At 64.3% G+C, this 22,210-nt stretch carries 19 protein-coding genes; 13 read left to right on the top strand and 6 right to left on the bottom strand.

Annotation, left to right across the window (positions count from 1 at the left end):
• The first annotated feature begins 5 nt into the window (after positions 1-5).
• Positions 6-890, top strand: a complete 885-nt coding sequence (locus G6N64_RS07710) for a LysR family transcriptional regulator (RefSeq protein ID WP_163796347.1) — start codon at positions 6-8, stop codon at positions 888-890.
• A 109-nt stretch (positions 891-999) separates the two neighbouring features.
• Here the strand turns inward: G6N64_RS07710 and G6N64_RS07705 are convergent, their stop codons facing one another.
• The 6 genes from G6N64_RS07705 to G6N64_RS07680 all read right to left on the bottom strand — a co-directional run bounded on the left by G6N64_RS07705 (position 1,000) and on the right by G6N64_RS07680 (position 9,761).
• Positions 1,000-2,304 (bottom strand): aspartate aminotransferase family protein, encoded by a 1,305-nt coding sequence (locus G6N64_RS07705; RefSeq protein ID WP_409370755.1) that lies wholly within the window; start codon positions 2,302-2,304, stop codon positions 1,000-1,002.
• Between the two features lie 88 nt (positions 2,305-2,392).
• Entirely contained in the window at positions 2,393-3,463 is a 1,071-nt protein-coding gene (locus tag G6N64_RS07700) for a phosphotransferase (protein ID WP_163796346.1), read from the bottom strand.
• 475 nt (positions 3,464-3,938) lie between these two features.
• Complete coding sequence (locus G6N64_RS07695) at positions 3,939-5,282, bottom strand: NAD-dependent succinate-semialdehyde dehydrogenase (protein WP_163796345.1); 1,344 nt, start codon at positions 5,280-5,282, stop codon at positions 3,939-3,941.
• Positions 5,283-5,602: 320 nt separating this feature from the next.
• Positions 5,603-7,750, bottom strand: a complete 2,148-nt coding sequence (locus G6N64_RS07690) for a N,N-dimethylformamidase beta subunit family domain-containing protein (protein ID WP_246231019.1) — start codon at positions 7,748-7,750, stop codon at positions 5,603-5,605.
• A 186-nt stretch (positions 7,751-7,936) separates the two neighbouring features.
• Positions 7,937-8,302, bottom strand: a complete 366-nt coding sequence (locus G6N64_RS07685) for a N,N-dimethylformamidase alpha subunit family protein (protein WP_163796342.1) — start codon at positions 8,300-8,302, stop codon at positions 7,937-7,939.
• 1 nt (position 8,303) lies between these two features.
• Entirely contained in the window at positions 8,304-9,761 is a 1,458-nt protein-coding gene (locus G6N64_RS07680) for an APC family permease (protein WP_246231017.1), read from the bottom strand.
• Between the two features lie 490 nt (positions 9,762-10,251).
• Here G6N64_RS07680 and G6N64_RS07675 point away from each other — a divergent pair, with 490 nt between their 5' ends.
• From G6N64_RS07675 to G6N64_RS07620, 12 genes are all read left to right on the top strand, one after another.
• Positions 10,252-10,941: a hypothetical protein gene (locus G6N64_RS07675; protein WP_163796341.1), complete on the top strand. Its 690-nt coding sequence runs from the start codon at positions 10,252-10,254 to the stop codon at positions 10,939-10,941.
• Positions 10,938-12,059, top strand: a complete 1,122-nt coding sequence (locus G6N64_RS07670; protein ID WP_163796340.1) for a substrate-binding domain-containing protein — start codon at positions 10,938-10,940, stop codon at positions 12,057-12,059. Before G6N64_RS07675 ends, G6N64_RS07670 begins: the two co-directional genes overlap by 4 nt.
• Positions 12,060-12,219: 160 nt before the next feature.
• A complete protein-coding gene (locus tag G6N64_RS07665; protein ID WP_163796339.1) occupies positions 12,220-13,347 on the top strand; it encodes a sugar ABC transporter permease in 1,128 nt (375 codons plus the stop codon).
• Positions 13,340-14,131 carry a 5-oxoprolinase subunit PxpA gene (locus G6N64_RS07660; protein WP_163796337.1) on the top strand — a complete coding sequence of 264 codons (792 nt, stop codon included), beginning with the start codon at positions 13,340-13,342 and terminating at the stop codon, positions 14,129-14,131. Before G6N64_RS07665 ends, G6N64_RS07660 begins: the two co-directional genes overlap by 8 nt.
• A complete protein-coding gene (locus tag G6N64_RS07655; protein WP_163796336.1) occupies positions 14,128-15,000 on the top strand; it encodes a 5-oxoprolinase subunit B family protein in 873 nt (290 codons plus the stop codon). The genes G6N64_RS07660 and G6N64_RS07655 overlap by 4 nt, the downstream gene beginning before the upstream one ends.
• Positions 14,997-15,998 carry a 5-oxoprolinase subunit C family protein gene (locus G6N64_RS07650; RefSeq protein WP_163796333.1) on the top strand — a complete coding sequence of 334 codons (1,002 nt, stop codon included), beginning with the start codon at positions 14,997-14,999 and terminating at the stop codon, positions 15,996-15,998. Before G6N64_RS07655 ends, G6N64_RS07650 begins: the two co-directional genes overlap by 4 nt.
• Positions 15,999-16,029: 31 nt before the next feature.
• Positions 16,030-17,286 carry a 3-oxo-tetronate kinase gene (gene otnK, locus G6N64_RS07645; protein ID WP_163796331.1) on the top strand — a complete coding sequence of 419 codons (1,257 nt, stop codon included), beginning with the start codon at positions 16,030-16,032 and terminating at the stop codon, positions 17,284-17,286.
• A gap of 8 nt (positions 17,287-17,294) precedes the next feature.
• Positions 17,295-17,891, top strand: coding sequence for a class II aldolase/adducin family protein (locus tag G6N64_RS07640; RefSeq protein WP_246231015.1), 597 nt, complete (start codon positions 17,295-17,297; stop codon positions 17,889-17,891).
• A gap of 126 nt (positions 17,892-18,017) precedes the next feature.
• The gene (locus G6N64_RS07635; protein WP_163796327.1) at positions 18,018-19,511 is read left to right on the top strand and encodes a sugar ABC transporter ATP-binding protein; all 1,494 of its coding nucleotides are present in this window, start codon (positions 18,018-18,020) and stop codon (positions 19,509-19,511) included.
• Positions 19,508-20,791 (top strand): aminotransferase family protein, encoded by a 1,284-nt coding sequence (locus G6N64_RS07630; RefSeq protein WP_163796326.1) that lies wholly within the window; start codon positions 19,508-19,510, stop codon positions 20,789-20,791. The genes G6N64_RS07635 and G6N64_RS07630 overlap by 4 nt, the downstream gene beginning before the upstream one ends.
• Positions 20,766-21,500, top strand: a complete 735-nt coding sequence (locus G6N64_RS07625) for a GntR family transcriptional regulator (RefSeq protein ID WP_246231014.1) — start codon at positions 20,766-20,768, stop codon at positions 21,498-21,500. Before G6N64_RS07630 ends, G6N64_RS07625 begins: the two co-directional genes overlap by 26 nt.
• Positions 21,497-22,189, top strand: a complete 693-nt coding sequence (locus G6N64_RS07620) for an aspartate/glutamate racemase family protein (protein ID WP_163796325.1) — start codon at positions 21,497-21,499, stop codon at positions 22,187-22,189. The genes G6N64_RS07625 and G6N64_RS07620 overlap by 4 nt, the downstream gene beginning before the upstream one ends.
• Positions 22,190-22,210 lie beyond the last annotated feature (21 nt).

The raw sequence follows: 22,210 nt of genomic DNA, 5'->3' as shown, positions 1-22,210 counted from the left end.
CGCTGATGTTGGATGTGCGCAAGCTGGTCTTACTTCGCGAGGTGCAGTTACGAGGGAGTATCAGTGCGGCGGCGCAGGCGCTGTCCTATTCGCATTCTGCGGTATCTCAGCAGCTGAGCGCCTTGGAGGCTCAGGCCGGCGTACCACTCTTGGAGAAGGTCGGCCGGGGTGTCCGCCTCACCAATGCCGGCGAGGAGCTGGCGCGCCATGCCGAGGACATCGTGGTCATACTCGAACGCGCGGAAAGCGACCTGGCGTCCAGCGACACCAACGTTCGCGGTGTGCTGCGACTGGCCGCATTCACCACTGTCAGCCGCCTGCTGGTTCCCGGAGTGATCTCCCGCTTGCATGAACTTCACCCGCAGCTCGATGTTCGGTACCGGCAGGTCGAACCTGAAACCGGTCTGCGGCTGTTGTCGTCACGCCGGATCGACGTCCTGATGGTCGACACTTACCCCGGCACTTCGCATTCGACACCTCCGGACCTGCACGCCGAACTCCTGATGGAGGATCCCATCCGGGTGTACCCGCCTGCCAACTCGAACGCTGTACGTCTCGAACATTTGAAGCGTGTGCGTTGGGTGCTGGAACCAGGCGGTACCGAGTCGAATGCGTGGACTCGAACTATCTGTCGCCAGAATGGCTTTGAGCCGGATGTGGCGTTCGAGTCGCCGGACCTCTTGTTCCACCTCCGGATGGTTCAGGCAGGTGTGGCTGCGGCCTTCCTACCTGACCTACTCGTGCGCGGTGCTGGTGTGGACGTGGCTTCGGCTGCTCTGGCAGACCTTCACCACCTGCGCGGCATCTCCTTCGTCTGCCGCTCCGGCGCCGAGCGACGTCCCTCCGTGACCGCCTGCCGAGCAGCGTTCGCCCAGTTGCTCGCTAATTGACAAGGGTGAGCTGCAGCGACTCTGCGCCGCTGCAGACCCGCCGCTGTCTGATCAGATGCCGTCCAGAGGACCGTCATGCGGGCGCCGGCTCGAATCAGCCCGGCTCGAGTTAGCTCCGCACCACCGACTCGAGCTCAGTGAGCAGCCGGTCGGCATCCGCGGCGCGGAACGCCATCGGCGGACGGATCTTGAGAACGTTCCCGTGATAGCCGGAAGCGGAGATGAGCACGCGACGGTCGCGCAGACGGTTGACGATCGATGCCGCCGCTTGCGGATCCGGACGGCCGGGGTGCTCGGTCGAGCCGACCTCCACGCCTATGAAGAGGCCAGCGCCTCGCACGTCGGTGAAACGTGGATCGTTGCCGATGATCTGGGAGATGCCCTCGCGCAGCACCGCACCAACTGCCCCGGCGTTGGCGATGAGCTTCTCGTCGCGTATCACTCGTAGCACCTCATGCGCTGCGGCAATGGACACCGAGCTTCCACCAAATGTGTTGAAGTATCGAATATCTCGGCCGAACTCGGTGAGCAGGTGCGGGCGGAACACCCCGGCCGCGATCGGCAGTCCGTTACCCATCGGCTTTCCGATGGTCACGATGTCTGGGGCGATTCCGTGTCGCTGGAATCCCCACCACGTAGTGCCGGTGCGTCCGAATCCTGGTTGTACCTCGTCCGCGATCCACAGCCCGCCCGCGACGTGCACCTCCTCCATGGCCGCGGCCAGGAAGCCCGGGGGGTCCGCGAACACGCCGTCGGAGGAGAAGATGCTGTCTGCCATCAGCGCGCAGAGGCCGAATCCGTGCCGCCGTAGATCCGCGATCGCACGTCGCACCTCGGTCGCCAAATGAGCCGAAAGGTCACCAGCCGCCAACCGCGGGTCGGGGGCCGAGATCGTCCGCACGTGAGGGCCAAGCGGAGAATTTTCACCCAGTGAGGGCGAGCATGCGGCGACCGCGGCCGTCAGACCGTGGTAGGCGTTTGCCGTGACGATGACCCCCTCACTTCCGGTCACCCGTCGCGCCACCCGTAGCGCGAGGTCGTTGGCCTCCGAGCCGGTACTGGTGAAGGTGACGTTGCCGAGTTCGTCGGGAAAGGTACCGAGGAGGTCTTCGGCGTAGTCCACGACCATGTCCTGGACGTAGCGGGTGTTGGTGTTCACCAACTGCATCTGCCGGTGAACGGCGTCGACCACTCGCGGATGGGAGTGCCCGACGCACGGCACGTTGTTGTACGCGTCCAGGAACTCGTTGCCGGCAGAGTCATAAAGGTAGGTCCCCTGCCCCCGGACGACTTCGACTGGTACGTCGTAGAAGAGTCGATATCCGGGTCCGAGCACCCGCTCGCGGCGCTGCACCTTCTGACGCAGTGCCGAGGGAAGCTCGTCGAGCCGCTCACGATCGAATCCGTTGGCCATGGTCACCGGTCCCGCATCGGATCCGACTAACCCTCGGGTCATCACGCCTCCTACCTACTTGGTGGACATCGTCCTTGGGGTGGCCGCATCAGGCCAGTCGGTCATCCTGGTGATCGGTCGAGCTCGGGCGCCCCCGATGGCCTTGCAGCGTGTCAAGGACCTCCCGGGGGTCGAGCGCGACCAGCTGCGCCAGAGTCGACCAGGTGTGCTGGGATCGCTTCCACCCGTAGCCGCCCTGGATCGCTGCATTCCTCGACGCCCACGTCACTCCGTTGAGCGCGAGGCGGAGCGCAGCCATCGGGAAGAGCACCGACACTTCGAGTTCGGTCAGTTCGACCACCTCGCCGAATCCGTTGACCACGGTTGCGAGCGCCGCCACTGGATCTGGCTTCCTGAGCATGGCGTAGGCCCCGGCGATTGCGACCTCGCTGACCCTGGCCGTCAACAGTGCGTCGGTGAAGTCGATGACTCCGGTGAGCAGTTGGACACCGGACGAATCGACCTCGGCAAGGATGTTGTGGTCGTTCAGATCCTGGTGGATGACCGAGCGGGGCAGGTCCGTACGTCGTGGTGCGACGATGTCGTCGAACCACTGCAACACGGTTTCGACGCTACGGCGACCCTCGTCATCCGCAACGGCGTCGAAATGCATCGCAATGGCCCGAGGTGCAGCCAGGAGGTCCCATTCATGGGTAGTTCTGATCTCCGGTCCGGGGGTCATCCCCTCCAAGGCAACGACCATGTGGCCCGCAGCTCGACCCCATGCCGCGAGGAGATCCGCTGTATGACAGGGTAACTCGCCCACGATTCGTCCAGGAAGCCAGGAATAGCATGACACCAACCACGGATCGGCGTCCAACGACAGGGTGGCGGTGTCGGACCCCGATGGATCTCGCATCACGCTGGGCGTGGGCAGATCCGAAGACGGCCCGCACCGGTCGAGCAAGTCGTGCTGCCAACGCACCTGTGCGCGTTCCACGTCGTCGTCGGGAATCGTCTTGGCGATGAAACGCCGGCCACCCTCGGCGGTCAGATGATAGGTGCGGTTGAACTCGCCACCAAGCTGGGCGACCCGCTCGATCACGCACCCCAGCAATTCAGCCGCAGCGGCGGCGACGGCGACGTTCGAAGCGATCTGGCCGTTAGACGCTTTGGACATGTAACCCCAGTTCGGTGGCGTCGTTTTGAATCGACTTCACGGGCATTGGAGAAGCTTCAGCGTGCCGCTCCTCGTCTACCGTATCGGCCACTCATAGCATTGGTCAATTGGTCACCAATAATATGCCGCCGGGACCACTGCGCCTCATCTGGCAGCGGACCTCGGGTTCTTTCCCGGGTCGACAAGAGAAGCGACTTCGTAGAACGTCTGCCGACTGATCTGCTCACGGTGAGAACTCCGCCACGTTGTCCATCTGCCCGGCCAACGCCGCTGCCACGCGAATGTCCATCGCCATCACCTTCTGAGCCAAGAACCACCATTGTCGCAGCTCTGGTCAGGTGTCAGCGATGTCCCGAGACACAAAAGTGTCAGCGATGCCCCCGAGCAGGACATGGGTCTCCACCGCCGTCCGCGTGCCTCGACCTGCGGGTAACAGCGCGCCTCTCAGGCAGAGTGGCGCGCTGCCCCCGGGTGGTTACGGTTGGCGCAGGGTGCGAATCAGCTTCTTGTTCGCGAACTCGTCGATCCCATGACGCCCGAGTTCACGGCCGAAGCCTGAACGCTTGACCCCACCGAATGGCAGCTCCGCACCTTCGCCGCCAAAACCGTTGATGTAGACCATTCCCGCCTCGAGTTGCTCGGCAACCCGGTTGGCCTGGTCGGCATCGGTGGTGAAGAGGTAGGAGCCGAGTCCGAACGGGGTGTCGTTGGCGATCCTGATCGCCTCGTCCTCGTCCTGGACGCGGAAGACCATCGCCACTGGGCCGAAGAACTCTTCGTAGAACACGTCACCGCCGGGTTGGACGCCGGTGAGCACGCCCGGGGGGAACCAGGCCCCGTCGCGTTCGCCGCTGGTCTGCAGCGTCGCTCCGGAGGCCACCGCACGGCCCACCTGGTCGCTCAGCCGCTCCGCGGCGACCAGTGAGGATACCGGGGACGCGGGCCGTGCCAGCATCTTCGCGGTGTATCGCGCGACGAAGTCGTCGTACAACTCGTCGAGGACGATGACGCGCTTGCCCGCGTTGCAGGACTGGCCGGTGTTCTCCATGCGCGCCTCGAAGGCTGCGTCAACGGCCTCATCCATGTCGCTGACGCCGAGCACGATGAAGGGGTCCGATCCGCCGAGTTCGAGGACGACCTTCTTCAGGTTGCGGCCGGCGATCTCTGCGACCGCCGCCCCCGCTCGCTCCGAACCCGTGACCGAGACGCCTTGCACGCGGGGATCGCCGATGATCCGTTCGACCTGCTCGTTGGTCGCGAACACGTTGTTGTACGTTCCCGCCGGGAACCCCGCGTCATCGAACAGGCCTTGCAGGGCGAGACCGGATTCCGGGCACTGCGGGGCCGGCTTGAGCAGGATCGTATTGCCCAGCGCGAGGTTCGGTCCGGCGAACCGCGCCACCTGGTAGTAGGGAAAATTCCACGGCATGATGCCGAGAAGAATTCCAACGGGCCGCCTTTGGACGATCGCGGTACCCGGGCCGCTGGTGACCTCGATCGTCTCGTCGGCTAGGAATGCGGCGGCGTTCTCAGCGTAGTAGCGATAGATCGAGATGCACACGCCGATCTCGCCGAGGGCGTCCTCGCGAGACTTCCCCATCTCCTTCTGGATGATCTCGGCGAGTGCGTCCTGACGCTCTTCGTGGAGTTCGGCGAGGCGTTGCAGGAGCGCCACCCGCTCCTCGATCGTCTGACGAGCCCACGTCTTGTAGGCGCCGTGGGCGGTGTCGAGCTTCGCGTCGATCTCGGCGTCGGTGTCGACCGGGTAGGACGTCAGTTCCTCGCCGGACCTTGGATCGATCACGGTATAGCTGCTCATGGCTGTCTCCTCATCGTGTTGTTTCGTTGATGCGCAGGGGATTTCGTGGCTCTCGACGAGAAGCGATCCAAGTCGAGACCACGAACGACGGTAGGGTGGCGGGGCAGGTGGAGGCTGGCGGGCGACAGGGCAGGGTTCACCGGTGTCGATCCGCGCGCTCTCGCGCGCGCCGACCATCCGGCATCACCGGGCTCGCCGCCCATCACTCGGCATCGATCGTCAGTGCCGTCGGTGCCCAGCACAGCCAAGGGTCGCCATCTCGCACGGGAGAGTATCCCGCACGAGATGGCGGCCGGGAGAGAGCCTGCGTCCAACGTCGCTCAGTCGACCATCTGATCCAGGGGTTCCTTGGCCACGAAGCGCGTCAGGACGTTACCGGTGATTTTCGCGACATTATTGTCGTATCCATTGTGCGACAGGGCAGCCGTCCACGCGATCGACCCAACCGAGAAGAATCCACCTCCGCCCTCAAGTGCCCCGAGAACCATGTCGGACCGAACGTAGGAGTGTTCAGTGCCGCCCTGTCCGGGCAGGTTCTCATACACTTCCTCGATGACGACCAGGAAGGCGTCGGTCAACGGCCCGGAGGTAGCGAGTACCAGGGTGCCTGGCGGAGAGCCCAGCGCCGGGTCGTAACAGTCGATTTCGGCCCCCGCCGCTCCACCGCCCATGATGCCGAAGTCACCGATGATCTCATCGTCATCGATTCCCTCGAATACGAACGCAGCGAGCGGATCACGGCTGTCTTCGAGCCGCTCGTAGTGGGTCGAGCGGTCGAATCCTTGCGCGGCGAAGCCGACGCCGGTCAATCGCTGAGGCGCCTTGCCCTTGTGTCGCCACAGTCCCGCCATCTCCCCCGAAGTGGCGTGCCGTCGTTCGCCGTAGTTCGACTGGTGGGGCCGGGTGCCCCCGGCGGATCGGCGGAGTTCCAGCACGTACGGCTGATCCGGCACGAACGAGGCGGTCGCGAAGAACCCGTTGCCGCCCAGGTACATCAGCCGACCGCCACGTGCGGTGAACAGGTCGAGCGCGTCCAATTCGCCGCGGGTGACGTACTCAGGGTGTGCGCCGGTGATCACCACTTTGTAGTCGGCCAGCAGCTCGTAGCCGCCTGCGTCCAGGTCCTCGTCGGTGATGACGTCGAACTCGCAGTCGAGCGTGTCGAGCCAGTGCACGATGCACAGATCCGCCGGCAGGCCCCAGACGCCGTTTGCCCCGTACCAGGCCCGGTGCTTGGGCTGGAGTGTGATGATCGGCTTGCGCACGCTGCTGAATACGACACCGCTGCCGTCGTTGTGGATTTCGTAGCAGCACCGTCCGAATTCGGGGTGGTTCTGGAGATCGACGTCATTCTGGTTGAGGATCGGGGTGTGCGACACGATGACCTCGGCGCCGTCGGCTTCGAAGGCGGTCCGGTCGTTGGCGTAGGCGAGGTAGGTGGCGGTCGGAAGCAGCAGTGCCACCTCCTTCTTCCGGCTGCCGGGTCCCACGATGAACGGGACGTAGTGAGCTTTGTCGTGCGCCACCAGGCGGGCGGCGTACACGCCGCTGGGAAGGTCATCGGGGACCGCGAAGGTGAATGCGACGGGCCAATCGGCGTCGGCGATGTCGTCGTCGTGGAAGTGGATCGCGTCGAACTCATCGGGTGCGTTGCGAAAGTCCTCCGACAGCCCCGCGTAGAGAGGTCCGGTCACGGCTCGTATCGGCGCGTTGAAGCACCGACCGTTCAGCTTGTTGTCAGAAAGATCGACGACATCCCACAGCAAGAGGCCGTCGTCGGAAGACGAGCGACCGAAGTGCCAACGTGCCAGGAGTTCGGCACCGGTGCCGTCGATCGGGTCTTCGCCCCGGGTGACGGTGAGCGCGCCGATCTTGCCGTTGAACGGTGCGACGGCCAACCACCGGTCGCCGTCGCGGCGGGCGAGCGCCGCGACCCGGAATGGATGAGCACTTCGGGCGGGGGTGCCTTGACCCAACGAAGCAGTCGCCTCGTCGACGTCGATGGGCGAGGCTTGATCGGAGAACTGGTTCATGCAGTTTGCGATGGGTGTCTGCGTCAGCTGGACTTCGCCCGCACCGCTTCCGAAGTGCAGATCGAGTCGGTACCAGTGGTTCGCCTGCAGGACATTCGTCGTGGAGAGGGTTCGCTCCTGCCCGTCGTCGCCCCACAGCACCGTTGGCACGCCGTCGTCCAGCACCAGCGCATAACCGGTTGCAGTGTCCTCATCCCATGTGCCACAGATTGTTTGACGCTTGTTGGTCAGGCTCATGGAGTTCTGCGTGACGTGGTAGGCGCCGATATTGTCGGCCCGGTCGGACAAGGGGAGTGTCGCGTAGACGTACACGCTGATCGCCACGTCGGTCGGGTCGGCGAGCATTGAGGTGGGATCCTCGATCTCGACGAACGAGCCTGGTTGGCAGACGTGGTGTTCGCCGGCGTAGCTACCCGCGAAACTTGCGTCGGGCACGTCGTACTCGACGAACCCGGGGCCGGCGGACCCGGTGTAACCGTGACTCAGCCGGACCAGCGACGCGTCATACCGAGTTGGTTCGTCGCTGCTGACGTGGAACGACAGCGTCTCCCCTGGACGGGCAGAGAAGCGATCGGTGTAGCCGAAGATCGTGGTGGGGTCATGGTTCATTTTTCAACCTGCCTATTCAGCGGTATCGACGAAACGGGCTAGACGACGGCGCAATACGGTGCGCGCGGCCGTTGTGTAGTCGTCGAAGACGTCGTCCTCGACGATCACGTTTCCTGGTGCACCAATGACGATCCTCCCGATCGCCCACGCGTCGTCGCCTGAGGCGAAGAGGACTTCCTTGCCGGCGATGGGCAGACTGCGCAGATATCGGAGCACCCGCGCCGTGCGATCGGTGTGGGGTCCGAACGGGTTGGCGTCCAATTCGGCGGCGACGACTTCGTCGTGTTCGGCGGTGACTCGCTCGAGGGTCCGCCGGGCGTGGAGTCGAGCCAGTTCTGCGGTGCGGTCGGACGCCTTGCGTCGGGTCGTGGTGGTCATGTCAGCGCTCCTTCTCGGCGGTGACGACTGGGGTGCCGTGCGACTCGTCGACCGCCGTGGGGGGGGTGTCCGATGCGCCATCGATGTCCGATTGCGCCAACGACCGGCCGGTCGCGCGGAAGTACACGGCGATCAAAACGCCGATGCCCAACCAGATCAGCCCGACGAGCTTGGCGTTGAAGCTGCCGCTCCATAGAGCGTAGATCAGCACGGCCGCGCCTAGGATGGGAGAAACGTAGTGGGCGAAAATCTTTCGGCTCCTCAGGCGTCCCCCGAAGTGCACCAGGACACTGATGTGGAGCATGATGTACGCGGTCAGGGCGCCGAAGGTGACCAGGCTGGTGAGCAGCGCAGGGTTCTCGATCCCGAAAATTCCCACGGCCAGGGACACCGCCATGATGAAGATCATCGCGTTGGCCGGGACCTGGGTCTTCGAGTTCACCTTCGCCAGGAATTTCGGGAGCTGACGGTCGCGGGCCATGCTGAACACAAGGCGCGACGAAATGCCGTTGGAAGCAACGATGTTGGCGAACAATGCGATCAGCGCAGTCGTCAGGGTGACGACGATCTGGAACCAGTTCGCCATGACCTGACCCGTGATGTTGTAGAAGGCGTTGTTGGTGTCATCACCATCGGCGAACACCGTGCCGTTGGGTACGAAGATCGCTGCGAGGTAGACCTGGAGGACGAACAGGGCGGTACAGATCCACAGCACGATCATGGTGGCCCGTGCGACGGTCTTGCCGCCCCCCTTGGCTTCCTCGTTGAGCGTCGAGATGCCGTCGAAGCCGCAGAAGCTCAGCGCGGCGATCGGAATGGCACCGAAGACGACCGACCAGGTGAACGTGTTCGAGCTGAAGATCGGATCGAAGGAGAAGTGGCCCTTGCCCTGCGCCACGGCCACGAGCGCCCACACGCAGAACACCGCGAGGACCACGAGCTGGATGACGAGGAAGATCTTGTTCATCGACGCGGTGAACGTAATGCCACGCAGGTTGATGCTGGCGGTGACGACGACGAAGACGATGATCCACACCCAGGCCGGCAGGCTCGGCACCAGCGAAACCATTGCCGAGGCCGCGAAGACCGACAGCAGTGCCGGCATCAGGAGATAGTCCAGCAGGATCGCCCAGCCGGAGATGAATCCGACGAACTGGTTGACTCCGTAACGGACGTAGGAGTACACCGAACCCGCGATCGGGAAGGTCCGCGCCATCTCCCGGTAGCTCACCGCACTGAACACCATGGCGATCGCGGCCACGAGATACACCAGGCCGACCGCGCCAGCGGAGAAGTTGTACACGATTCCGAACACGGCGATCGGCGCGATCGGCACCATGTAGATGAGGCCGAAGATGACCACGTCAGCCAAGCTCATCGCTCGCTTCAGCTCAGGGTCGTACCCGAGCCTCTCGAGTTCGGCGTTGGCCGAAGTCCCGCTGTCGTCGTTCGAACTCATGATTCTTCCTTCCGTGAGTGACGGGATTCCGCGCGATTCGCGGCTCGGAGTCCGGCCGGGCAAGTGCAGCCAAAGGCACCTGTTCCGCGGCCGGCGGATGTGTCGTCACAGAACTAGGATGAACTCAAGGTAGCCAGCACGTGGACGCACCGATATTGGTACTTTTACCGATGCCTGGCGCTCCTGAGCGGAGCGCCCCGACACCGACGGACGACGACGGCGGGGCCGCCGAATCCTGATGGTCTGTGCACACGACTGCCGCCGAGGCGATTACCACCGTCCGGCCGGCGACTTGAGTCGGCCGTCTCGACGTCGACGGGGCGTTCGTGGCCGTCAGACATTTCTCCGCCACAGCCGCTCAGCGGAACGCCCACCCCGATCGACCGCCGCACGTCGCGTCGCGGCGCACTCTGGGCCGAATTTCATCGCAACGCCGGTCTATGTGTGTTGACTCACACCTTCCATCAGCTTTAAGCTTATTGTCGGATTGATGGACAATCAGTTGACGAACGGAAGCTGGCAAGCACTTTCGAAAGGTGGGCGGATGGGCCCCAGCCGTCGCGACGGTGCCGATATGTACGCGCTGTCGGCGAAACTCGGCACCACCCGACTGCCCGCGTGGATTCGCACCGCAGCCTGGTCCGCGGTGGCGATCTCCGTCCGTTGCAGGCTCGTGGGCCGTGGCGTTCGGCGGACTTCGCCCGCCGAATATCAGGCGGCCGGAGCACTGGCCGGTCCTGCAGGGTTGCAGCCGCACCTGCCCGACTCTCTACCGACGGGGTACGTCCTCACCGCGGCGTCGGCTTTCAAGAGTGGCGGAGGAGTGGAGTTCGTCTTTCGGTCACCCGACGGCGAGCGATCCTTCCGCTTGACGCAGCGAGCCTGGTTCGTCCCACTGACTGAAGAGATTCAGTTGGCGAAGGTCCCCCACACACGCGTCCGGGGGGTCCGCAACGACCTCTTCGTGCTGCCCGGCGAGTTCTACGAAGAGCCCATCGACCATGGGTTCTGGCATCAGACGCGCTGGGCGACCGCCTGGCAGCGTGGGCCCCTAGTCAGCCAGTTCCGGTGCGTCCGCGGGCGCGCCCCATCCGCAGCAACGCTCATCCGCTGCTCGCTCGACGTTCGGGAACCACCCTTCACCAGCTACCGACCTCCCATGGAAAGAGATGAACTATGAGCCCCAACAGACGATTCGGTCTTCTCAGCGGTGCTTCAGGACGACTCGACGACAAGTTCGTGATGAGCCGGCGCCGCGCGCTCGGCCTGGCAGCCGGTGCCACCGCCGCCGCTGTCGCCGGTCCCGCTCTTGCCGCCTGTGCCCAAGGAGGTGGCGGAGGTGGCTACAAGGTGGCCATGATCGTCCCCACGTATGACGCGGTGCGCTGGAAGGCAGCCGATGGCCCGTTCTTCGTCAAACAGGCCGAAAGCCTGGGGATGAGCCCCATGCCGATCCAATCCTCGAACAACGATGTCGACCTGCAACTCAAGCAGGTCGAGAATGCACTCAATCAGGGTATCGAGGGTCTGGTGCTCGCACCGGTGAACGTCGATGCGGCGAAGGCTTCGGTCCAGATGGCGAATGCTGCGGGTGTTCCCGTGGTCGCCCACAACTACGTCGTTCCCGACGTCAAGCTCGCTGGCGTTTCGGCGCGCGACGGCGTGGCCCTGGGGGTCATGCTCGGCAAAGCGATGATCGCGGTGGCGCCCGAAGGAAACTACGTGATCGCCAAGGGCGAAGAGGGCACCGACATGGCGCAATTGAAGGCCGAAGGTGGGATGAACGTCCTCCGGCCAAGCATCGACAGCGGCGCCATCAAGGTGGTGTCGGATCAGTGGAATCGAGCCTGGTCCGGCGAACTCGCGCAGAAGCAGGTGGAACAGGCACTCACCCTGACCCGCAACCAGCTAGCCGGCGTGCTCTCTTACTGCGACTGCATGACGTACGGCATCGTGCAAGCCATCCGCACGCAGGGACTCGCAGGCCGCGTCATCGTCTCTGGCGAAGACTGCGAGCCGGAGATGCTCAAGCTCATCCTCTCAGGAGACGCCCACGTCAGCGCGTGGACGGCATTCGATCAGATGGGCAAGAACTCAGCCACTCTGTTGCACAACGCTCTCGAGGGCAAGAGCTGGGACGGCGATACCTACGACAACGGCAGCGGCGAGCGCATTCCGTTCTTCAAGACTCCGTTGAAGAACGTGTCCAAGGACGGCTCGCTACCCGATTCGATCTCGGTCGAGCAGTTCGTGAACGAAAACCCGTGGTGGACAACGCCTGCCGCCGTTGGTCTGTGAACCGACGACATCTACCCGCATCAACCCCGACCCGAGGACGTTCGAGATGACATCTACGACCACCAGCCGGTCTCACCCGTCCGACGGGCCCGCACCGACGGTGCCGCCTCCCGATAGCGGCCCCGGATGGCGGACCCGACTCGCCAGGCTTGGCGTACCGGTGAGCCAGTTCCGCGCGCTGAGTCTGATCGGCGTTCTCATTCTGATGTGGCTGGCCTTTCAGGTCCTCACCGACGGTCTGTTCCTGACGCCACGTAACCTCACCACCCTGACCGTTCAGGTGGCCATCACCGCATTGCTGGCGGCGGGCGTCGTGATGATCATGGTGGCCGGGCACATCGACCTCTCGGTCGGGTCGTCGGTCGGCTTCTGCGCGGTCTTCTCCGCCCTACTCGTCGACTCGACCAATGGCTTCGGGCTGGCGCTGTCCACCCCGATGCTGATCGTGGCGACGATCGGCATCGGCATGATAATTGGCGTCTGGCAGGGCTTTTGGGTTGCCGTACTCGGTGTACCGTCCTTCATCGTCACGCTGGGCTCCCTGCTGGGGTTGCGTGGCCTGGCGCTGGCCCTGACCGACGGATCGACGGTCTCGGCAGGCAACTCGACATCGTTCATCTCCCAGACATTCTTGTCCGCGAACGTCTTCGTCCCCCTCACCGTTGCCCTGCTGGCGGCGTTCATCTGGGTCAAGTACCGCGACTTCCGCGCCCGCCGATCGGTCGGCATCGAGGCGTCACTGACTTCGATCGTCCTGATCCCAGCCGCACTGACCTTGGTAGCCGCTGCGGCTGCGACCCTGGTCATGATGTCCTACCGAGGCGCCCCGTTGCCGTCAGCCATCATGGTGGTGGTCCTGGTTCTGGTGACCTTCATACTGTCGCGTACCCGATTCGGTCGTTCGCTCTTCGCGATCGGCGGCAACGCCGAGGCCGCACGTTATGCCGGCATCAACGCGCGCAAGCTGACCTTCATCGTGTTCGTGTTCATGGGCGCGCTGTACGGCATCGCCGGTCTGATGCTGTTGTCGCGCACCGGTGTCGGCAGCCCCAACGCTGGAGTAGGGCTGGAATTGTCGGTGATCGGTGCCGCCGTGATCGGCGGCACCAGTCTCTTCGGCGGCATAGGAACCGCCACTGGTGCCGTGTTCGGCGCACTTCTGCTGGAAACGCTCATCAACGGTATGGGGCTGATGAACATCGACTCCTCCTACCAGATGATCGTGACCGGAGTCGTGCTCCTGGTGGCCGTCTACATCGACATCCGGGGACGGCGGGCGAATGCCTGAGGCGGTGACCCGATCAGTCTTGCGCCGCGGTGTCAACTGCGATCTCGGCGAATCCTACGGCCGGCTGCGTGTCGGATTCGACGACGAGGTAATGCCATTCCTCTCTACGGCCAACATCGCGTGCGGGTACCACGGAGGTGATCCCTCGACGATGCGCCGCGCCGCCGAGAGCGCTGTAGAACACGGCGTGTTGTGCGGTGCCCACCCGTCGTTGCCCGACTTGCAGGGTTTCGGGCGGAGGCGGATGGACGTCTCCCCGACCGAACTCACCGACATGGTCATCTATCAGATCGGCGCACTCCAAGCGATCCTTGGAGCGGTTGGGACATCGCTGTCGCACGTCAAGGCGCACGGGGTGCTCTACTCGATGACATGGGAGCCTGATCTTGCCCACGCCTTTGCCGACGCGATCGAGGCCATAGACCCTGGCCTTCCATGGATCGCAATGACGGACACACCGACATTTGCGATTGCTCAGGAGCGTGGGCTCAACCCGGTCCCAGAGTTCACCGCAGACCGTGACTACAGTTCGGACGGTCGGCTGATCATCACTCGGTCCCCCGGACCCGTTGACGTGGAACAGATGTCGCGACGGGTGCGTGACGTGGTGTCCACTGGGTCGACACTGGCAAGTGACGGCGTGACGAGACTCTCGTTCCAGACCGATGTCGTGTGCATGCACAGCGATGGTCCCAACGCCCCAGAGGTGGCGGCTCGGCTGTGGTCGATCCTCACACACGATGGACACCAGCCGTGGGCGTCCCCCGTGGGGTTCAACTCGTGACCGCGTCAGTCGACGCCCCAGAGGAAGTCCGGGTACTGCCATGCGGAGAACAGCACATCCTGATCGAGCTGGGACGGTGCGGCGGGCTAAGGATGAGCCTGCGCACCCTGCGTTTGGCCGGCCTACTGGAGGACGCCGCAATCCCCGGCATGGTCGATATCGTGCCGATGTTCGCCTCGGTGCTTCTCGGATTCGACCCGTTGACGGCCGACGCGGAGGCAATCGAGCACGAATGTCAGGCACTGATACCCGCGATTGGTGACGATGCCGCGCTCTCGCACGTGTCCAGGCTGATCGAGATCCCGGTGTGTTACGGCGACCCGTGGACAGCGGCCTGCGTGGACGATTACCGGGCCAAAGTCGCGCCAATCGAACATAATCCGACCTACGTCGCACGAGCCAACGGCATGTCCGACTGTGACCAGGTCTACCAACGGCACAGCTCGACCGAGCACTGGGTTGCCGGCGTCGGCTTCTGGCCCGGCCTGCCCGACATGTTCCCGCTCGACCCCGAGTGCCGTCTTTTCGTGCCCAAGTACGATCCGCCTCGCATCTGGACCGTTCCTGGCGGTGTCGGCGTTGGTGGGGGGTTTACGTCGATCTATCCGCTCGAGACACCCGGTGGCTACCACCTCATAGGTCGTACCCCGACGCCGATCTACGGGCTGAACCGCACCCATCAGGCCGGGTTCGACGGGTCGGTGGTGTTGTTTCGCCCCGGCGACCGGGTCCGGTTCCGCAGGATCGACGTCGACGAGTTCACCGTTATCGAGGCCGAGGTCAGCAATGGGGACTACGAGCACGTCGTCGTCGAAGAGGAGACGTTCGACCTCCGCCGCTATCACCGGCAGTACGGAGCCGCCGCATGATTCGTGTGATTGATGCCGGAATGGAAACCACCGTTCAGGACTATCCTGGGCGGCGCGGCCGACGCGCAGCAGGCATTCCGCCGTCCGGACCTTACGATGACCGGTCGTTTCGCATCGCAAATGCCCTACTGAACAATCCACCATCAGCCGCCGGTCTAGAGATCCAGCTCATCGGACCCACCCTTGTGTTCGAAGCGCCGACGACGATTGCCGTGACCGGGGCTGAAACGCAGGTAACCATCGATGGCCAACGGTGTCCGATGTGGCAGACCCTTGAGATCGCTGCGGGACAACAGATCCAGATCGGCACGGCGAGTCGGGGACTGCGAAGCTATCTGGCCGTCGCAGGCGGCATTCAGACCGCACCCGTGCTCGGCAGCAGGTCGACATTCGCCCGCGCGGGTATTGGCGGTGTCGATGGTGCCGCCCTTGCCGCAGGGATGCGAATCCCGATTCGCAAAGTTTTGGGGATACGCCCACAGTTCCTGTCGCCGAACGCGATTCCCGACTTCTCCGAGACAGCTCAAATCGACGTCACACCAGGCCCGCATGGCGACTGGCTGGATGGCGCCGGACACCGCACCTTTCTTGGGTCGAGTTGGACGGTGGCCGCCCAGAGTGATCGGACCGGCTGCCGTCTGATCGGCCCCGGACTCAGCTTCTCAGGCAGGGCCACGACGAAACCCCCGGACAATGGCAGCGACCCCTCGAACGTCGTCAACACCGGGTATCCGCTCGGTGGGGTGAATCTGGCCGGAACGTCTCCGATCGTGCTGCCGGTCGACGGTCCCAGCCAGGGTGGTTTCATCACTCCCTACGTCGTCACCGCCGCGTCGATGTGGTTGCTCGGCCAGGCCGGCGCCGGGCAGCGGATCCGATTTCGTGCCGTCACCCGATCCCAGGCTCGAAGCCGACTTCTCGAACACGAGAAAGCCTGCACGGCAGTCGGTCACATGATCGAACGAGATGAACTCACCACGGCCAGCGGAGCGGCATGAGCGACCAGCAGAAGAGCACGAGAGGAACCGCATGACACGCATCGCCGTCATCGCCGACGACTACACGGGCGGTACCGACGCCGCAGCCGCCCTGCGCCGCAGTGGACTTCGCGTCGTCATGCTTTTCGGCGCCCCGAATCCCGACAGCACGCTGCAGGAATGCGACGCAGTGGTGGTTGGAATCAAGTTTCGCAGCGCCAATCCCGCCGACGCATGCGCATGCGTCGAGCAGACGGTCGGCTGGCTGCGCGGACACGGAATCACCCGGTACTACTACAAGTACTGCTCGACATTCGACTCCACGCCCCAGGGAAATATCGGCCCGGTACTGGACACCCTCGGAACACTGACCAGCGCTCGCTACACGATCGTCTGTCCGGCAACACCGCTCCACCAGCGCACCACCTACCTCGGCTACCTGTTCGTCGGCGACAGGCTGCTCAGCGAATCCCCGCTGCGCAACCATCCGCTGACACCGATGACCGATGCGAATCTGGTGCGCTGGCTGTCGATGCAGACCGAATCCACGGTGGGGTCGCTGCCGCTCAACGCGGTACGTGCCGGTAACGAGGCTGCGATGGACCACGTCAAGAGTCTCGTCGAGCAGGGTGTTCGGCACATCGTCGCGGATGCCACCGTCGAAGCCGATCTCGACACGATCGCCGTCGGTCACGATGATGGCCTCCTGAGCGGTGGCGCCGGCCTGATCGAGGCACTGGGGCGCACCATGGCAGCGGCGCGGCCGCCAGAGCGCCAAACGAACGGCGACTTCGGTGCGCCCGCTGCCTCGGGCGGGACCCTGGTCCTAGCCGGAAGCTGTTCAGAGGCGACCCTGGAGCAGGTACGGCGGGCGCAGCTCACCATGCCCGCGTTGCGACTGGATCCCGGCGAGACGTCCGACTCCGATGCCCTCATCGCGACCGCCGTGGCGTGGGACGAGGCACAGGACCAGAGCCGGCCGCGGCTCATCTACACCTCTGCCGACGCCGAGCAGCGGCGTCGGGGCGCGCTCGCCATGGGGGCGGACACTCCACAGATCTTGGAGAAGGTGCTCGCCCGGGTTGCAGCGAGCGCGGTCGAGCGCGGGGCGCGTCGCATCGTCGTCGCGGGCGGCGAGACCTCCGGAGCGGTGGTGACCGAACTCGGAGTGCAGCAGGTTCTCGTCGGCGAGGAGGCCGCGCCCGGAGTTCCCTGGTGTACGACCGTGTGCGGCGACCCGATCACCCTGTTGCTCAAGTCCGGAAACTTCGGTGGCGCCGACTTCCTCGTCGAGACGGCCTCGTCATGACGGGAACAATGACAGCCGAGCGGACCGAGATCGTCCGCCAGGGTGCGTCGCTGTTCGATCGCCGACTCACGGCAGGACGGACAGGCAACATCAGCGTGCGGGTCGGACCACGGATCCTGATCACTCCGACCGGCACCTCGCTGGGGAACCTGGTCTCCGACGAGCTTGCGATACTCGATCTGAACGGACAGCACCTGGCGGGATCCAGACCGTCCAAGGAATGGCCGATCCATGTCGAGACCTATCGCGCGAGGCCCGACTCAGGGGCGGTCGTCCATCTGCACAGCTCGCACGCGGCCGCGGTGTCCTGCCTGGCCGGACTGAACGTGGCCGATTGTTTCCCTCCGCTGACCGCCTACCACGTGATGCGTGTGGGGCGAGTACCTCTCGTCCGGTACCTGCCTCCTGGTGACCCAGCCCTCGGCGACGAGGTGGGACGCGCTATGAGTTCGGCGCATTCGGTGCTCCTGGCCAACCACGGCTCGGTGCTGGCCGGCAGGACGCTGGCCGATGCCGTCGACGCGGCAGAGGAACTCGAAGAGACGGCGCGAATCCTGCTTCTGCTCGGTGACCGGCCCGTTTCTCTGGTCGACCAATCACCATGACTGCCGTCGCCTCATATTGTCCGACAATTGACAGTCAAACAAAGAAGGTGCATGATGACTGACGTGGGGAACGAATTCCGAGATTCAGCGCAGCGCAGAAACGTTCCCCTGGTGACCGTCTCGGGTGTGAGCAAGACCTTTGGCGGCACCCGAGCGCTCAAGGACGTGACGGCCTGTTTCGGTGCATCCGAAGTGCATGCCCTGCTTGGCGAGAACGGTGCAGGCAAGTCGACGCTGATCAAGCTGCTGGGCGGGTTCTACCCCACGTCGAGCGCCAGCGGCACGATCGCGATCGACGGCCAGACGGTGACCTTCCAGTCGGTCGGAGACGCCGAGGCACGCGGCATCTTCCTCGTACCGCAAGAACTTCAGGTAGTACCCGAGATGAGCGTGGCCGAAAATCTCCTACTGAATCGCGAGAAGGTGAGATTTGGCCTGCTCGACCAAAAGTCGATGCTCGCCGAAGCCGTGCGGTGGTTGAGGACCTTCAAGCTGGACATCGACCCCACCCAGCCGATGCGTGGTCTGACCGCGGCGCAGAAGCAGTTGGTGAGTATCGCCAGGGCGATGAGCCAAGGCGCGCGGGTAGTCGTGCTCGACGAACCGACCGCCGCCCTGACCGAAGCCGAGATCGACGTGCTCTTCCAACGAATCAGGGATTTTCGTGATCACGGCGTGCTGATCATCTACATCTCACATCGACTCAAGGAGATCGCCCGGATCGCCGACAAGATCACCGTGATGCGCGATGGACGGGTGGTTGAAAACGGAGTCATTGCGGGCAATCTGGATTCGGCGTCGATCATCAAGGCGATGATCGGCCGCGATGTCGCCAACTTGTACCCCAAGCGCGTCGCGGAGACCGGCAAGGTGCTGCTGGCGGTTCGTGACTTGCGGGTCCCGAATCCTCTCCCGCGCAAACGTCATCTCGTCGACGGCGTCGACTTCGACCTGCGCGCCGGCGAGGTCCTCGGGGTGTACGGCGTAGTCGGGTCCGGCACCACCGAGGTAGCGCGCAGCTTGTTCGGGGTGAGCTCGAGCGCCACGTCGGCGACGTTTCACCGCGATGGTGAGCCTGTCGAGATCGACTGTCCGGCAGACGCGATCCGACACGGCATCGCCTACATCCCCGACGACCGCAAGAACCGCGCGATCCTCCCGCACATGTCGGTCGCAGCCAACATGTCGATTGCCGCACTGCCGTCACTGTCACGCTTCGGAGTAATTCGTACCCGTGACGACTTGGCCTTGACGGCCCAGCACCGCAAGGGGATGCAGATCAGCGTTTCCTCGGTCGACCAAAAGATCGCGGAACTCAGCGGTGGCAATCAGCAGAAGGTCATCGCCGGTCGGTGGCTGGCCACCGACCCGCAGATCCTGATCATGCACGAACCCACGCTCGGCGTCGATGTGGGCGCGCGGGCACGCATTTACGAAACCATGAACGAACTCGCCCACGACGGGCGCAGCATTCTGCTGGTGTCCTCGGACATCTCCGAGGTCATCGGCATGGCGGACCGGATGCTCGTGCTCTCTCACGGTCGGATCACCGCGGAGCTGACGCGGCCGGAATTCAACGAAGAAACAATCATGTCTGCAGCAATAGGAGAACAATCATGACCGAGACCAGCTACTGGCACCCCTTCGCTCAGATGAGCGCGGTGAAGAACGACACCGTGACGATCGTCCGCGGCGAAGGCCGCACGGTGTGGGACGCTGAAGGCAATAGCTATCTCGATTCCCTTGCCGGACTGTGGTATTGCAATGTCGGACTGGGTCGTACCGAGATTGCCGACGTCGCTCGCCAGCAAGCGATCGACCTCGCGGCGTTCCAGACCTTCGATGTCTTCACCACACCCAACACCGAGCTCTTCGCCTCCCGCATCGCCGACTATCTACCCTTCCCCGACGGCAAGATCTTCTTCTCCGCCGGCGGCGGTTCTGAGGCAGTCGACACGGCGGCGAAGCTGGCCCGCCTGTACTGGTCGGTCGTCGAGCAACCCAGCAAGAAGATGATCATCAGCCGCACCCGGGCCTACCACGGCATGAACGCCTACGGCACCTCGCTCGCGGGCCTGCCCGCCAACCTCGCCGGTCTCGGACCGATGGTCGAATCGGTGGCGCAGGTGCCGTGGAATGATGCCGAGGCGCTGCGCACCAAGATCACCGAGCTGGGCGCCGAGAACGTCGCGGCATTCTTCTGCGAGCCGATCATCGGCGCCGGCGGTGTCCTGCATCCGCCGAAGGGTTACCTCCCCGAGATCGAGAAGATCTGCCGCGAGAACGACGTGCTGCTCGTCGTCGACGAAGTGGTGTCCGCCTTCGGACGCGGTGGCGACTGGTTCTCCGCCGGCCGCTACGGAATCCAGCCCGATATGATCACCATGGCCAAGGGCCTGACGTCCGGTTACGCACCGCTCGGTGCGGTCGCGATCGCGCCGCGCGTGTCAGAGGTGTTCTGGAAGGACGGCTCGACTGCGATGTTCCGCCACGGCTACACGTATTCCGGACACGCGATGGCCACCGCGGTGGGCAACGCCAACCTCGACATCCTGGAAAAGGAGAGCCTCGTCGACCGAGTGGCCGAATACGAATCGGTGATGGCATCGCATTTGGCCCCGCTGGCTGATCACCCGTTGGTCGACGAGGTGCGCGCCGGGGTGGGACTGCTGGGAGCCGTAAACATCGATCCGAAGGTCAAGGAGGCGAATCCCGCCGTGCTGGCCAAACTGGTTCGCGAAGCCCGCAAGCGCGGCGTGATCACCCGTAACCTCGGAGACGTCGCGCTGCAGGTGTCGCCGGCATTCACCATCACCGACGAGGAATTGGCGAAGGTCGCCAACACCATCCACGAAAGCCTGGAGGTGGTTTCACGTGAGTCCGACTTCGTTGGGCCCTGATGGGGTCCAAGCCGACCCCGATGACTCGCGTGCGCGGCCGCGTGGACTAGCGCGGCCCAAGACGCTCACCCATGCCGTCATCGATCACATCGCCGAGGCGGTGATCCGCGGGACGTATCCGCCGGGTTCACCGCTGCCCGAGGTCACCCTCGCCGCGGAGCTCAATACCGCTCGGGGCACGGTGCGCGAAGCGTTGCGCGCCCTGCGCGATCGGGGTCTGGTGGAGATCCACCCACACCGAGGTGCCTTCGTCCAGAGCATCGGCGAGAAGCGGGTCCGCGAAGTGTTCAATCTCCGCGCACTGCTGGAATGCTATGCGCTGCGCACCGCGATGACGGCCGGCTACATCGACGACGCCCCCCTGGGGACCATCCGAGCAGCTTTCGCCAGGCTCGACGATGCCTACGGGCGGGGTGACCTGTTCGCGGTGGTCGACGCCGACATTGAATTGCACTACGTAATTGCATCCACCTGCCGCGAAGATCTCTTGTTGGACCACCTCAAGTCCATTCAAATGGAGACTCGCCGGGTGATCATCCTGACGAAAGTCCTCGACTCGGACACCTCTGCAGAGCCCGACACTCATCGTCCGATCATCGAGGCCATCGAGGCCGGCGATGTCGAACTCGCCGTGTCGCGGCTCGACGACCACATCTGCCAGTCCCGCGAACAGCTGCTGGCCCGCCTCCGAGAAAGAGATCCGTCATGACCCGTCGCGTAGTACTGCTTCACACCGTCAGCGGGCTCCTCCCGGTGTTCGGTGAGCTCGGCGCGAAACTGCCCGCCGATGTCAAAGTGTCCAACATCGTCGACGAGTCACTGCTCGCCGACGCACTTGCGAACGGCGCTCTGACGGCCGCGATCTCTCGCCGCGTGGTCGACCATGTCGTCTCGGCGGCCGACAGCGGCGCCGTGGCGGTGATGGCCACCTGCTCGTCCATTGGGCCCGCGGTCGAACTCGCTGCGCAGCTGGTGGACGTCCCCGTACTGCGCGTGGACACGCCGATGGTGGATACGGCGATCGAAACCGCCAAGGCGGCCGCCGGCACCGAACGAACGCCCCGGATCGCCGTGCTGGCAACCGCAAAGTCCACGCTGTCGCCCACCGTGGATCTGGTCCGCCGCCGCGCTGAGCACGCCTCGGTCGAAGTCGATCTCGACGTCCGACTGCTTGCCGAAGCGTTCACCGCCAATGCCTCGGGCGATGCCGCCCGCCACGACGCGATCATTGCCGAAGCACTTCAGGAACTCGCTGCGTCTGTCGATGCCATCGTGCTCGCGCAGGCGTCTATGGCGCGTGCCGCGGCCAGCGTCTCCGACGAGGGTCTGCGCACGCCGACCTTCTCGAGTCCCGGTCTGGCCATGAGCAGGCTCGCCGATGTCCTGGTCCGCGGGTGACGTCCCGGCCCGGCGACCACA

It is taken from the genome of Mycolicibacterium sediminis (assembly GCF_010731735.1).
GTDB lineage: Bacteria > Actinomycetota > Actinomycetes > Mycobacteriales > Mycobacteriaceae > Mycobacterium > Mycobacterium sediminis.
Note: the sequence above shows the minus strand (reverse complement) of the source record. Positions and strands in the feature narration are given on the sequence as shown.